At 65.7% G+C, this 12,992-nt stretch carries 11 protein-coding genes; 3 read left to right on the forward strand and 8 right to left on the reverse strand.

Going from position 1 to position 12,992, the window contains the following annotated elements:
- Positions 1-5: 5 nt before the first annotated feature.
- The 3 genes from FG93_RS07720 to FG93_RS07730 form a co-directional block, all read right to left on the reverse strand.
- Positions 6-941, reverse strand: coding sequence for an ABC transporter permease (locus FG93_RS07720; RefSeq protein WP_043233428.1), 936 nt, complete (start codon positions 939-941; stop codon positions 6-8).
- Positions 931-1,923, reverse strand: coding sequence for an ABC transporter permease (locus tag FG93_RS07725; protein ID WP_043233429.1), 993 nt, complete (start codon positions 1,921-1,923; stop codon positions 931-933). The genes FG93_RS07720 and FG93_RS07725 overlap by 11 nt, the downstream gene beginning before the upstream one ends.
- A gap of 65 nt (positions 1,924-1,988) precedes the next feature.
- Positions 1,989-3,557 carry an ABC transporter substrate-binding protein gene (locus FG93_RS07730; RefSeq protein ID WP_043233432.1) on the reverse strand — a complete coding sequence of 523 codons (1,569 nt, stop codon included), beginning with the start codon at positions 3,555-3,557 and terminating at the stop codon, positions 1,989-1,991.
- 252 nt (positions 3,558-3,809) lie between these two features.
- Between FG93_RS07730 and FG93_RS07735 the strand changes: the two genes are divergently transcribed.
- From FG93_RS07735 to FG93_RS07745, 3 genes are all read left to right on the forward strand, one after another.
- Complete coding sequence (locus FG93_RS07735; RefSeq protein ID WP_052513480.1) at positions 3,810-4,520, forward strand: GntR family transcriptional regulator; 711 nt, start codon at positions 3,810-3,812, stop codon at positions 4,518-4,520.
- A complete protein-coding gene (locus FG93_RS07740; protein WP_200878087.1) occupies positions 4,517-5,224 on the forward strand; it encodes a flavin reductase family protein in 708 nt (235 codons plus the stop codon). Before FG93_RS07735 ends, FG93_RS07740 begins: the two co-directional genes overlap by 4 nt.
- An 84-nt stretch (positions 5,225-5,308) precedes the next feature.
- Entirely contained in the window at positions 5,309-7,087 is a 1,779-nt protein-coding gene (locus FG93_RS07745; RefSeq protein ID WP_043233435.1) for an SLC13 family permease, read from the forward strand.
- On the opposite strand, the gene FG93_RS07750 is transcribed toward FG93_RS07745, so the two are convergent.
- The 5 genes from FG93_RS07750 to FG93_RS07770 all read right to left on the reverse strand — a co-directional run bounded on the left by FG93_RS07750 (position 7,079) and on the right by FG93_RS07770 (position 12,933).
- Positions 7,079-7,978 carry a DMT family transporter gene (locus tag FG93_RS07750; RefSeq protein WP_043233438.1) on the reverse strand — a complete coding sequence of 300 codons (900 nt, stop codon included), beginning with the start codon at positions 7,976-7,978 and terminating at the stop codon, positions 7,079-7,081. The genes FG93_RS07745 and FG93_RS07750 overlap by 9 nt on opposite strands.
- A gap of 89 nt (positions 7,979-8,067) precedes the next feature.
- Positions 8,068-9,357, reverse strand: a complete 1,290-nt coding sequence (locus tag FG93_RS07755; RefSeq protein ID WP_043233439.1) for an ArgE/DapE family deacylase — start codon at positions 9,355-9,357, stop codon at positions 8,068-8,070.
- A 158-nt stretch (positions 9,358-9,515) separates the two neighbouring features.
- Positions 9,516-11,123 carry an ABC transporter ATP-binding protein gene (locus FG93_RS07760; protein ID WP_043233440.1) on the reverse strand — a complete coding sequence of 536 codons (1,608 nt, stop codon included), beginning with the start codon at positions 11,121-11,123 and terminating at the stop codon, positions 9,516-9,518.
- Positions 11,123-11,959, reverse strand: coding sequence for an ABC transporter permease (locus tag FG93_RS07765; RefSeq protein WP_043233441.1), 837 nt, complete (start codon positions 11,957-11,959; stop codon positions 11,123-11,125). Before FG93_RS07765 ends, FG93_RS07760 begins: the two co-directional genes overlap by 1 nt.
- Complete coding sequence (locus FG93_RS07770; RefSeq protein ID WP_043233443.1) at positions 11,956-12,933, reverse strand: ABC transporter permease; 978 nt, start codon at positions 12,931-12,933, stop codon at positions 11,956-11,958. Before FG93_RS07770 ends, FG93_RS07765 begins: the two co-directional genes overlap by 4 nt.
- Between the last annotated feature and the right edge of the window lie 59 nt (positions 12,934-12,992).

Raw genomic sequence — 12,992 nt, forward strand, 5'->3', positions numbered from 1 at the left:
TCTTGTCAGCGGAGTTTCGGATTCAGCGCGTCGCGCAGCCAGTCGCCGAGCAGGTTGACCGAGAGCACGATCAACCCGAGCTGCAGTGACGGGAAGACGACCAGCCACCAGGAGCCGGAGAACAGGTACTGGTTGCCGATGCGGATCAGCGTGCCGAGCGAAGGCTGGGTGATCGGCATCCCGACGCCCAGGAAGGACAGGGTCGCTTCGGACAGGATCGCCAGACCGAGATTGAGCGTCGCGGCGACCATCACCGGCGTCAGCGTGTTCGGCAGGATGTGCCGGCGCATGATGCGCGCCGGAGCGACTTTGATGATGCGCGCGGCGAGCACGTATTCCTTGCGCCGTTCGACCATGGTGGAGGCGCGCACGGTGCGCGCATATTGCACCCAGTTGGTCAGCGAGATCGAGACCACCAGCACCGCCGCAGCGAAAGGCTCACGCAGGCCGGGCGGCAGCAACTCGCGGAAGATCGCGCTGACCAGGATCGCCATCAGCAGCGTCGGGATCGAGAGAACGGTGTCGCCGAGCCGCATCAAGAGGTTGTCGATGCGTCCGCCATAGAAGCCCGAGACCAGCCCGACCGTGACGCCGAGCCCCATCGAGACGATCACCGCTGCGATGCCGATCAGCAGCGAGACGCGCGTGCCGTACAGAATGGCGGACAGCACGTCGCGTCCCTGCGGGTCCGTGCCGAGCAGGAACGGCCACTCCCCGCTTGCCTGCCAGATCGGCGGGATCTCGGCCTTGTCGATGAAGACCTGAGCAAGATCATGCGGGTTCTGCGGCGCGATCAGGGGCGCGAGGAACGCGGTCGCGATCAGCAGCACCAGCACCAGCGTCGAGAGCCAGGCCGCGGGAGTGCGGCAGAAGCTCCAGCCGATATCGCTGTCGAGAAAGCGGCGCAGGCGGCCGGGCTTGGCAGTGACATTAGCGGGCATTGGCGGCTCCCGAAATCGCATCTTCGCGCAGCCTTGGATCGACATAGGCGTAGAGCAGGTCGACCAGCGTGTTCAGTGACACGAAGATGAAGGAGACGACGATCAGATAGGCCGCCATCACCGGGATATCGACGAAGGTCACGGCCTGGACGAAGAGCATGCCCATGCCCGGCCATTGGAAGACGGTTTCGGTCACCAGCGCGAAGGCGATCAGGTTGCCGATCTGCAGCCCGGTTACCGTGATCACCGGCATCAGGCAGTTGCGCAGCGCATGGCGGAAATTCACCGCACGAGCCGGCAGCCCCCGCGCCCGGGCGAAACGGATGAAGTCCGTGCGCAGCGTCTCAAGCATCTCGGCCCGCACCAGCCGCATCACCAGGGTGATCTGGAAGAGTGAGAGCGTGATGCCCGGCAGGATCAGGGCGCGCCGGCCGGACGGCGTCAGCAAACCGGTGCTCCACCAGCCGATCTGCACCACCTCGCCGCGGCCGAAGGCCGGCAGCCATTGCAGCGTCACCGAGAAGAGCAGGATGAACAGGATGCCGAGCGCGAAGCTTGGCAGTGAGACCCCGAGCACCGAGACGAATTGCAGCGACTTGGCCAGCAGGCTGTCACGTCTGATCGCCGTATAGACGCCAAGTGGAATCCCGACTGCCAGCGACAGGAAGGTCGCGACCAGCACCAGTTCGAAGGTGGCCGGGAAGCGCTCCATGATCAGCGTGAAGACATCCTGCTGATTGCGATACGAGATGCCGAAATCGCCGCGCACTGCGTTGCCGACGAAGGTCGCAAATTGCAGGACGAAACCGCGATCGAGACCGAGGCGCACACGCAACTCGTCGCGCTGCGCCTGGCTCGCCTGCTCGTTCAGCATCAGTTCGACGGGGTCGCCGACGAAGCGGAAGATCAGGAAGGCCAGGAAGGCGACGGCGAGCATCACGCCGGCCGCATTCAGCAGTCGTTTCAGCAGGAAAGCCGGCATCGTCCCCTCCGGTCGTATTGGACCGGGAGCGCTTGAACGCTCCCGGCCGGTCGATGCGGTTCAGCTCACTTCAGCGCGGTCAGCCACAGGCGCGGCTTGTTGTCGGAGGCCTGCACGGTCGAGGCCACCGTGTTGCGCATCGCCCAGGCCATCGGCTGCTGATGCAGCGGAATGAAGAGATGCTCCGCCTTGGCGATCTTGAGCGCTTCCATCATCATCGGGACGCGCTTGCCGTTGTCGAGTTCGACGCCGGCCTTGTCGATCAGCGCATCGATGCGCGAATCGCCCCAGTTGCCCCAGTTGAACACGCCGCCCGTGCCGCTCTTCGAGCGCAACACCTGCACCAGCAGCGAGTAGGCGTCGATCATCGGCTCATTGGCCCAGCCAAAGGAGATCACGTCGAAATCGCCCTTGACGCGTTTCGGTGTCTGCTGGCTGCGCGGGGCGAGGCTGAGATTGGGCTTCAGGCCGGCGCGCGACCACATCGAAGCGACCGCCTGGCAGAACTCCTCCTCGTTGACCAGGCTGTCGGCCTGACAATTGAACTGGAAGGAGAAGCCGTTGGGATAACCGGCGGCCGCCAGCAGCTTCTTGGCTCCCTCGAGATCGAAGGGCAGGCGCACATCCTGGGACGGCTCGTAGCCGGGGATCGCCGGAGCGACTAGCGCGCCGGTATTGCGCGAGAGGCCGCGCATGGCCCGCTTCTGGACGGCATCGATGTCGATCGCGCGATAGAGCGCCTCACGGACCCGGATATCCTTGAGGGGGTTCTTGTCCTTCACATCGCTCTCGAACAGCGCATCCTTCAGATTGAAGGCGAAGAAGACCGAGCGCAGCTCGTTGGTCTGCAGAACCTTGACGTCGGGCGAAGCCGCGAGCCGCGGCAGATCCTGCAGGGGCGCGACATTGGTGAAGTCGATCTCGCCGGAGAGCAGCGCGGCGACGCGGGTCGAGGCCGAGGTGATCGGCGTGAACTCGATAACGTCGATATTGTGCTTCGGCTTGTCCCACCAGGTCGGGTTCTTGATGAAGACCGTCTTGGCGTCGGCGCGGCGGCTCTCGACCTTGAACGGGCCGGTGCCGTTGGTGTTATCGGTGGCGTAGCCCTTGACGCCCTTGGCGGAATCGGTCGGGAGCGAGGTGTTGTTCGCCTCCATCCACTCCTTGTCGAAGATGAAGATGTTGGTGAGGTCGTTCAGCAGCAGCGGGTACGGGCCGTTGACCTCGAGCTCGACGGTGTAGTCGTCGATCTTCTTGGCGCTCTTGTAGGCCGGCAAATTGCCCTTGAGCGGCGAGGTGTCATGCGTGACGCGGTCGAGCGAGGCGATCACGTCATCGGCGGTGAAGGGGTTGCCATTGTGGAACTTCACGCCCTGACGCAGCTTGAAGCGCCAGACCGTGGGGGAGACCGTCTCCCACGATTCCGCCAGGGCCGGCTCGATCTTGAGATCGCCGGTGTAGCGCACCAGCCCCTCATAGACATGATTGAGCACGGAGAGCGTGAACGTCTCGCCATAGGAATAGGGGTCGAGCGAGGCGATCTCGCGCGACGCGCCCCATTTCAGGGTCTTCGCCTCAGCCGCGCCGTTCAGCGCCAGAACCGCGACGGCCGCCAACAACCAGTGCTTCTTCATCGATCTCTCCTCTCGATGAACCTGCGGCGCATCTTTGGCGCTCGATCAGGCTCGCTGCCCCTCGTGAATGCCCAATCCCGCGCCACCCTGGCACATTGTGCGGCATCTCGTGCGCAATCAACAATCAATATTGCATACGATAGAGATATCGTATTGTATACGATTATCGCAGACAAGGGGAAAACTGGAGTGGAGCGGAATCCCGTGACATGGAGTGAGGCTGAGACGGCCGAGCCAGAGCGGAGACGCACCATGCCGACGGAACCCCGCCCTCATGGATTGCGTGCGCAATCCGTGTACAAGGCGCTACGACGCGCGATCATCGAGCAGGCCCTGCGGCCTGGCATGAAGCTTCCCGAGGACTCGATCGGCGAACAGCTCGGCGTCAGCCGCACTCTGGTGCGCGAGGCCTTCGGGCGGCTGGCTGTCGAGGGCCTGGTCGAGCTCAAGCCCAATCGTGGCGCCTCGGTCGCCTATCCCACCCTGGAAGAAGCCCGGGACGTCTTCGACGTGCGCCGCAGCCTCGAACGGCTGGTCGCAGAGACCCTGGCCGGCCGGCTGACCCCGGCACAGATCACCGAGCTCGAGCACCATGTCCGGCAGGAGGAAGCCGCCCACGGCCAGGACGGGCCGGAATCGATCCGGCTCTCCGGCGATTTCCACATCCGGCTCGCCGAGATGACAGGCAACGTCCTGCTGCTGCGCTATATTCAGGAGCTGAGCTCGCGCTGCTCGCTGGTTCTGGCGATCTACGGCCGTCCGCACTCTTCTGAATGCGCCGTCTCCGAGCACCGGCAGCTGATCGAGGCGCTGAAGCGCGGCGATGCGAAGCAAGCCGCCGAACTGATGGATCATCACCTGCAGGCCGTCGTCACGCGTGCCCTGCTCACTCCCCGGGCGGAGCGCGATATCCGCGACCTGCTCGCCCCCTACGCATTGAGCGAAGGACTGACTCCACCATGACCGCTCAGCCGCGCGTCCAGCCCAGGTCCGACACCCAGCCCTCGATCGTCACCTTCGATTTCGCGGCACTCACGCCGCGCGAGCGCTACAAGCTCCTGATCGGCGCGGTCGTGCCACGCCCGATCGCGCTGGTGACGACGGTCAATGCGCAGGGCATCGTCAACGCCGCTCCGTTCAGCTTCTTCAACTGCCTTTCGGCCGATCCGGCGATCCTGGCGCTCGGCGTCGAGTATCGCCCGACCGGCGGTCAGAAGGATACCGGTCGCAATGTCCGCGATACCCTCGCCTTCACCGTGAACATCGTCTCTGACGCGCTCATCGCCGGCATGAATGTCTGCGCAGTGCCCTTCGCGCCCGGCATCGACGAATTGCGCGAAGCGGGGCTCGACGCCTTGCCCGGCGTCAAGGTGCCCTGTCCCTGGATCGGCCAGGCACCTGCCGCCTTCGAATGTCGGCATCACACCACGCTCGGCATCGGCAACTCGCGCGAGATCATCCTGGGCGAAGTCGTCTACGCCCATTTTCGGGCCGACATCGTCGACGAACGTCTCCATGTCGACCCCGTCGGGCTCGACGCCATCGGCCGCATGGGCGGTCACGGCTATGCCACGACACGCGACTATTTCGACCTGCCCACGATGTCGGTCGACACCTGGACCGAACGCCCGGAAGAGGCGAACCGGCGTACGCCGCTGAAGGACTGATTATCCCGCTGCAGGCTTGCGGAACGATCCGCTGATGTGAAGGTTGATCAAGGCGCCAGCCCAGGCGCGGCCTCCAGGGTTTGCATGACGCTCGATCAATCCTTCTCCATCGCCGTCATCGGCATGATGATGGTGCTCTTCGTCTGGGGCCGACTCCGCTATGATGTCGTCGCGGCGCTGGCACTTCTCGCCGCGCTGGCTCTCGGCCTCGTACCGACCAAGGACGCCTTCAAGGGCTTTTCCGACGATATCGTCATCATTGTCGGCAGCGCGCTCGTCGTCAGCGCGGCTGTCGCGCGCTCCGGCATCATCGAACGCGCGCTCAGCCATGTCGCTCCCTATGTCCGCTCGACACAGATGCAGATCACGCTGCTCGTGTTCTCGGTCGCGGTGATGTCGGCGATCATCAAGAATATCGGTGCGCTCGCGATGATGCTGCCGATCGCCTACCAGCTCGCGCGGAGGAGTGGGAATTCCCCGTCCATCTTCCTGATGCCGATGGCCTTCGCTTCACTGCTCGGCGGCATCGTCACGTTGGTCGGCACCTCGCCGAACATCATCGTCGCCCGCGTCCGCGAAGAACTGACCGGCCGCCCCTTCGAGATGTTCGACTTTGCACCGGTCGGCCTCGGTCTCGCGCTCGCCGGCTGCCTGTTTCTATGCGTGGGCTACCGGCTGCTGCCGCGCGACCGGCAAGGCGCGGCCTCGCTCGAACAGGCGCTCGACATCTCCGACTATGTCACCGAGGTTCAAGTCCCCCAACGCTCGGCGCTCGCCGGCAAAACCATCTCGGAGCTCAAGGCCCTTGCGGAGGGCGAGGTCGATGTCGTCGCCATCCTGCGCTCCAAGACGCGCGTGTCCGCCCCGTTCCCCGATGCCGGCCTCCGTCCGGGCGATATCCTGCTGCTGCGCGGCGAGCCCAAGGCGCTCGAGCGCGTCGTGGCACAGGGAGGCCTCCAACTCGATGCCGACCAGCGCCCCACCCATAGCAGAGGCACGCTCGATCAGATCACGGTGAGCGAGGCGATCGTCGGCCCCGTCTCGCTGCTGACAGGACGTTCAGTTGGCGAGATCGAGCTGCACGAGCGCTATCGCGTCAATCTGCTCGCGGTGAGCCGGTCCGGCGAGCGCTTCCGGGAACGTCTGCGCAATATCACCCTGCGCACCGGCGATGTTGTCGTCCTCCAGGGCGACGAGAAAATCCTGCCGGAGCGAATGCGCGAACTCGGCCTGATGCCGCTCGTCGGACGTGCGCTGACGCTCGGCAGTGCCCGCAAGGGCTGGATCACCGGCGCGATCCTGCTTGCGACCGTGGTCGCGATCGCCCTCAACCTCGTCCCGGTTTCGGTCGCGTTCTTCGGGGCGGCCGCGCTGCTCGTCACCTTCCGGGCGATCTCGCCGCGCGACGCCTATGATTCGATCGAATGGCCCATTCTCGTCATGCTGGCGGCCCTGATCCCGGTCAGCGATACCTTGCGCTCGACCGGAACCACGGATCTGCTCGCCGGCTGGCTCGCGAGTATCGGCATGCTTCTGCCCGGCTGGGGCGCGCTGGCGCTGATTCTCGTCTCTGCCATGGCGGTGACGCCCTTCCTGAACAACGCCGCGACAGTGCTGGTCGTGGCGCCGATCGGCGCCAGCTTTGCGAAGAGCCTCGGCTACAGCCCCGATGCCTTCCTGATGGCGGTCGCAATCGGCGCGGCCTGCGACTTCCTCACGCCGATCGGCCACCAGTGCAACACGCTGGTGATGGGCCCGGGCGGGTATCGTTTCGGCGACTACGCGCGGCTCGGCGCGCCGCTGTCGCTGCTGGTGATCCTGCTCGGCGTGCCGCTGATCATGCTGGTCTGGCCGCTACGATAAGGCCTTGGCCTGGCGCAGCCGTTGCGGCAGCATGATCGTCCCGGATGCGGCGACCACCAGCACGAGGCCGAGCCAGTCGCTCGGCGTCGGCCGCTCGCCGAGCAGCAGCACGGACCCCAGCACGCCGACCGCCGGCACCATCAGCGTGCCAAGACTGGCGATGCCCGCGGGCAGCCGCGCGATCACCGTGAACCACAGGAAATAGGCCAGCGCCTGTGCTCCCAGGATATGGAAGGTCAGCGCGGCGAAGGTCTGTGCCTCCAGCATCTTGGGAACGGGCGCCCCCTCGAAGACCAGCATGCCGATGCCGGCGACAGCGCCGCCGATCAGCAACTGCCAGGCGGCGATGGTCAGCGCCGGAGCCGAAACCGGCCAGCGCTTGGTGACGATAGTGCCCAGGGCCCAGCTGACGCTGGCGATCAGGGCGTAGAGCAGCCCGATGGAAAATGTGCCGCTGGCGAGCAACGGCAGGCCCAGGCAAAGCAATCCTGCAGCGCCCAGGCCGAGTCCGAGGAGGCGTCTGCTGTCAAAGGGCTCGGCAAGGACCAAACGCGCGAGCAGCGTCGCCCAGATCGGCATGGTGAAGGTCAGAATCGCCGCGCGCGAGGTGGGCGCAGCAAGCTGTGCGAAGGCAAGCAAGACGTTGAAGGCGGCAATCGAAAGGAAACCGGCGATCGCCAGCCTCAGCCACTGGCCCCTCGGCACCGCCAGAGACTGCCCGCGCGCGAGCCCGATGGCGACCAGAGCCAGCCCCGCAAAGGTCATGCCGCCGGCCCGAAGCGTCCAGGGTGCGATCTCGGTCAGCGAGATGCGAACAGCTGGCCAGTTGAAGCCCCAGAGCAGGCCGAGCAGCGGAACGAGCAGAAGCGAACGGCCAGGGGCGTGCGACATGACGTGACTATGGCCGAACCGGCGGTGCCATCGTCATGCCAAATCGCCGAGGGGCCGATGCACGCATGTCGCTCCGCTCCCGCGCGGCGTCACTCCGGGACACTCTCGACGCCGCACCATTCAGCGACGAACAGTGCCATGGTCCCGGTGATGCGCTTCAGTGAGGCGAGGCTGACCCGCTCGTCGAAGGCGTGGATATTCTCCGAGATAGGGCCGTAGCACAGCGCCGGAATCTTGTCGTAGAGCGCATAGACGCGGGTATCGAGATAGCCCGCAGTCATGAAGCTCTTCAAGGGCTTGCCGGTCGAGCCCTGATGCGCCCGGCCGAGCACGGCTTCCGCCTCGCTGCCGGGCTCGAGCACATAGCCTTCCGAATAGAAACCGTTGAAGGTCACGCTCGGCGGGTTGTTGGCGAGGAACGAATCGCCGCGCGCATGCGTCAGCACGCACGCCTCGATCCGCTTCGCCAATTCCTCGGCGCTGACACCGGGATAGAGTCCGATGCGGCAGTCGATCCTGCACCAGCACGGCACGGAGGAGGCCCAGTCGCCGCCCTCGATCTTGCCGATGTTCAGGTTGATCGGATGGGCGATGTCCTCGAAATGCTCGCGGCCAGTCTTCTCCGCGTTGAGTTGCTCCTCCAGCTTCCGCAGCGCCCCGATGACGCGGTAGGCTCCGTCGATCGCGTTCGCGCCCGCGCCCATCTCGCGCACATGCATCGGCACGCCGCGCACCTCGATCTGGAACCAGAGCACACCGGTATTGGCGCGCACCAACATCTCCTCCTCCGGCTCGGGGATCAGCACCGCGTCGGCCTTGTAGCCGCGCAGATGCGTCATCAGCGCGCCATTGCCGGTCGATTCCTCCTCGACCACCGACTGCACGTAGACCGTCGCCGCCGGCTGCAGGCCGATGCGCCGGAGCGCGTCGAGGCAGAACAGGTTGGCGGCATGACCAGCCTTCATGTCCGCGCCGCCGCGGCCATAGAGCCAGTCCCCCTCGATCACTGGGTCGAAGGGCCGATGCGTCCAGAGCTTGTCCGGCCCGGCCGGCACGACATCGACATGCGCCTGCAGGATCAGGGAGCGCCCCTTCTCCTCGCGCGGATGATGGATGCCGACGACGATCGGCGCGTCCGAATGTTCTTCGGAGAACGGCGCACCGCCGGGATGGGCCGCAATCGCCTCGCGATCCATTGCGAAGCGGTCCATCATGAAGCCGCGCCCCTTCAGTGCCCGGAAGACGAAATCCTGCACCGCATGTTCCTGCCCGCGCAGCGAGCCGAAACGGATCATCTCCTGGGTGAAGGCGATCTGATCGGCAAAGCCCGCCTCCACTGAAGCAAGGATGCGGTCGCGAAGCGCAGGGTCGAGAGGCATGGGCAGGTCTCCGATCGGTTACGCGGCAAGCTGGTGCTCGCCGTCATGCTCGGCCTTGTGCCGAGCATCCGCGCCTCGCGACGCGGATGGCAGGTGAGGAGATGGATGGTCGGGGCAGGCCCGACCATGACGGGGAGGCAATGGCCGGCCAGGCTGCTTCACAGCGCGAAGCGGCCGCCGCCAGGCACGGCGGCGAGCAGCTGGCGCGTGTAAGCATGCTGCGGATTGGCGAAGAGCGCAGCGGTCGGGCCGGTCTCGACAATGCGCCCGCGCTGCATCACTGCGATGCGGTCGCAGATCTGCGCAGCCACACGCAGGTCGTGCGTGACGAACAGGATGGCAAGGCCGAGCCGCTGCTGGATATCCTTGATCAGCGTCAGGATCTGCGCCTGAACCGAGACATCGAGCGCCGAGACGGCCTCGTCCGCGACCAGCACGTCGGGCTCGAGTGCCAGAGCGCGGGCGATGCCGATGCGCTGGCGCTGCCCGCCTGAGAATTCATGCGGATAGCGGTCGATTGCATTGGCCGAGAGACCGACGAGTTCGAGCAGCTCCCTTGCCCGCCCGAGCGCCTGCGCGCGCGGCGTGCCATGGGCCACCGGCCCGTCCGAGATGATCCGCCCGACCGTCTGGCGCGGGTTGAGCGAGGCGAACGGGTCCTGGAAGACCATCTGGATGCGCTTGCGATGCTCGCGCAGCGCGGCCGGACCGAGATCGCTGAGGACGAGATCTCCCAGTGCGATCCGCCCGCCATCGGGCTCGATCAGCCTGAGGCAGCAGCGCCCGACCGTCGATTTGCCCGATCCCGATTCGCCGACCAGCCCAAGCGTCTCGCCACGGGCCAAGGTGAAGCTGATATCGTCGGCGGCCTTCACCTCGCGCCCGGGCCGGAAGAAGCTGCGCTTGCGATACACCTTGCCGAGCTTCTCGACGCTCAGCACAGGCACGGTCTCAGTGATCGGCGGACGCTCGGGCGGCGTCATCGACGGCACAGCCGCGAGCAAGCGCTTGGTGTAGTCGTGCTTCGGCTGGGACAGCACCGCATCGGCCGTGCCCTCCTCGACCAGCTTGCCCTGCTGCAGCACGGCAATACGATCGGCGATCTCGGCAACGACACCGAAATCATGGGTGATGAAGAGCACCGCCGTTCCGTGCTTGCGGCGCAGATTGTCGATCAGCTTCAGGATCTGCGCCTGCGTGGTCACGTCGAGCGCCGTGGTGGGTTCATCGGCGATCAGCAGCTTGGGTTCGAGCGCGAGCGCCATCGCAATCATCACGCGCTGACGCTGGCCGCCGGAGAGCTCATGTGGATAGGCCTTGGCCAGGCGCTCGGGGTCGGGCAAGCCGACCTCCGTCAGCAACGCGACCGCACGGGCGCGGCGCTCGGCATTGCTGTGCAGGCCATGCGCTTCGAACGTCTCGACGATCTGATCGGCCACCCGCATCACGGGGTTGAGCGAGGTCATCGGCTCCTGGAAGATCATGCCGACCTCACGGCCGCGCACATCCTGCATCGCAGCCTCGTCGAGCGCCAGCAGATCACGCCCCGCGAGGCGGATCGCGCCTGCAGCGGGCTTCACCGCCTTCGGCAGGAGCCCCATCACCGCATGCGCGATCATCGACTTGCCGGAGCCGGATTCGCCGACGACGCAGAGCGTTTCACCGGGAGCGATGGTCAAAGAGACATCCTCGACCGCGAAGGCGCGGTCGGCGAGTGCCGGCAGGGCGAGCTTCAGCCCCTCGATGGCGAGAACGGGCGTCGTCATCACTCCCTCCCCCGCGCCAGACGCGGATTCAGCGCGTCATTCAGCCCCTCGCCCGCAAGATTGAGCGCAAGAACCGTGAGGAAGATGGCAAGGCCGGGGAAGAAGCTGATCCACCAGGCATCGATCAGGCGTGTACGCCCGGCGCCGACCATATAGCCCCAGCTCATCAGATTGGGGTCGCCCAGCCCGAGGAAGGAGAGCGAGGATTCGAGCAGGATCGCCGAGCCGATCATCAGCGAGCCCATCACGATGATCGGCGCGATGGTGTTGGGCAGCACCTGGCTGAAGATGATGCGCGGCGTCGACTGGCCGATCGTCACGGCCGCCTGCACATATTCGCGCGTCTTCAGCGACAGGACCTCGCCACGCACCAGCCGCGCCACGGGCGGCCAGCTGACCACCCCGATCGCGAGCACGATCGAGCCGAGTTGCGGTTGCAGGATCGCGACCAGGACGATGGCGAGCGCGAAGCTCGGAATCGTCTGGAAGAACTCGGTGAAGCGCATCAGCGCATCGTCGACGAAGCCGCCCGCATAACCCGCAACCGCGCCGAGCGGCACGCCAATCAGCAGTGCGACCAGTGTCGAGACCACACCGATCATCAGCGAGACCCGCGCGCCATGCACCAGCCCCGCAGCGATGTTGCGTCCGAGCGTATCAGTACCGAGCGGGAAGCGCTCCATGACGAAGGGCGCGAGGAACGGCCGGCCAACCGTGCGCCATGGCGATTGCGGAAAGAGGGACGGTGCCAGCAGCGCGAAGACGATGACGACGAGCAGGATGATCAACCCGACCACCGCGCCGCGATTGCGCGCGAAACGCTTGAGGAAGCTCATGATGTCGCCTCGATGCGCGGATCGGCCAGCCGGTAGACCAGGTCCGTGAGGATATTGAAGCCGACGACCATGGCCGACGAGACGAAGAAGACGCCGAGCAGCACCGAGTAATCGCGCTGCACCAGGGCATCGAACATCAAGCGGCCGATGCCGGGCCAGGCAAAGACCGTCTCGGTCAGAACTGCGCCGCCGACGAGCTGGCCCGCCTGCAGGCCCGCCAGGGTCACGACTGGCAGGATCGCGTTCCGCGCCACATGCCGGCGCGAGACGACCCCGGGTGAAAGCCCCTTCGCGCGCGCCGTCTTGACGAAATCGGCACCGGCAATCTCCAGCATCGAGGCCCGCATCATCCGCGCGTAGAGCGCCGTGAAGAACAATCCGAGCGTCAGCGCCGGCAGGAAGAGATGCTGCGCGATATCGAGCGCACGGGCGAAGCCGGTATAGTTCGCGCCGATCGTCTCGAACCCGACATTCGGCACGAGGCCGAGCTTCAGCGAGAACACGATCTGGCTCATCAGCGCGATCCAGAAGAGCGGCGTCGCGTAGAAAACGAGCGCAAGCGTGGTGATGACGCTGTCCTGCCAGCGCCCGGCCCGCCGCGCGGCAAGGGCGCCCATCAGAACGCCCAGACCCAGCGAGACGAGAAAGGCCGCGCCGGTCAGCAGCAGGGTCGCAGGCAGCCGGTCGAGGATCAGGTCGAGCACGGGCCTCTGCTGGCGATAGCTGAAACCGAGATCGAGCGAGGCATAGCCTTTGAGATAGATCCAGAGCTGCTGGATCAGCGGCTGGTCTAGGCCGAAGCGCATCCGCAATTGCTCGAGCAGCACCGCATCGGCCGCGCCCGCCTCTCCCGCCAGAACCTGCGCGGGATCGCCGGGCGCGGCGCGGATCAGGAAGAAATTCAGGATCGCGATGGCGAAGAGGACGACGATCCCCTTCGCCAGTCGGCCCGCGAGGAATTGAGCAAGGTTCATCAAAATCCTTCAGCGCTACGGACAGGCAAGATGACCGGTCCGCGTCACCCCAAACGGAG

Source organism: Allobosea sp. LC85 (assembly GCF_000735605.1).
Classification (GTDB): domain Bacteria; phylum Pseudomonadota; class Alphaproteobacteria; order Rhizobiales; family Beijerinckiaceae; genus Allobosea.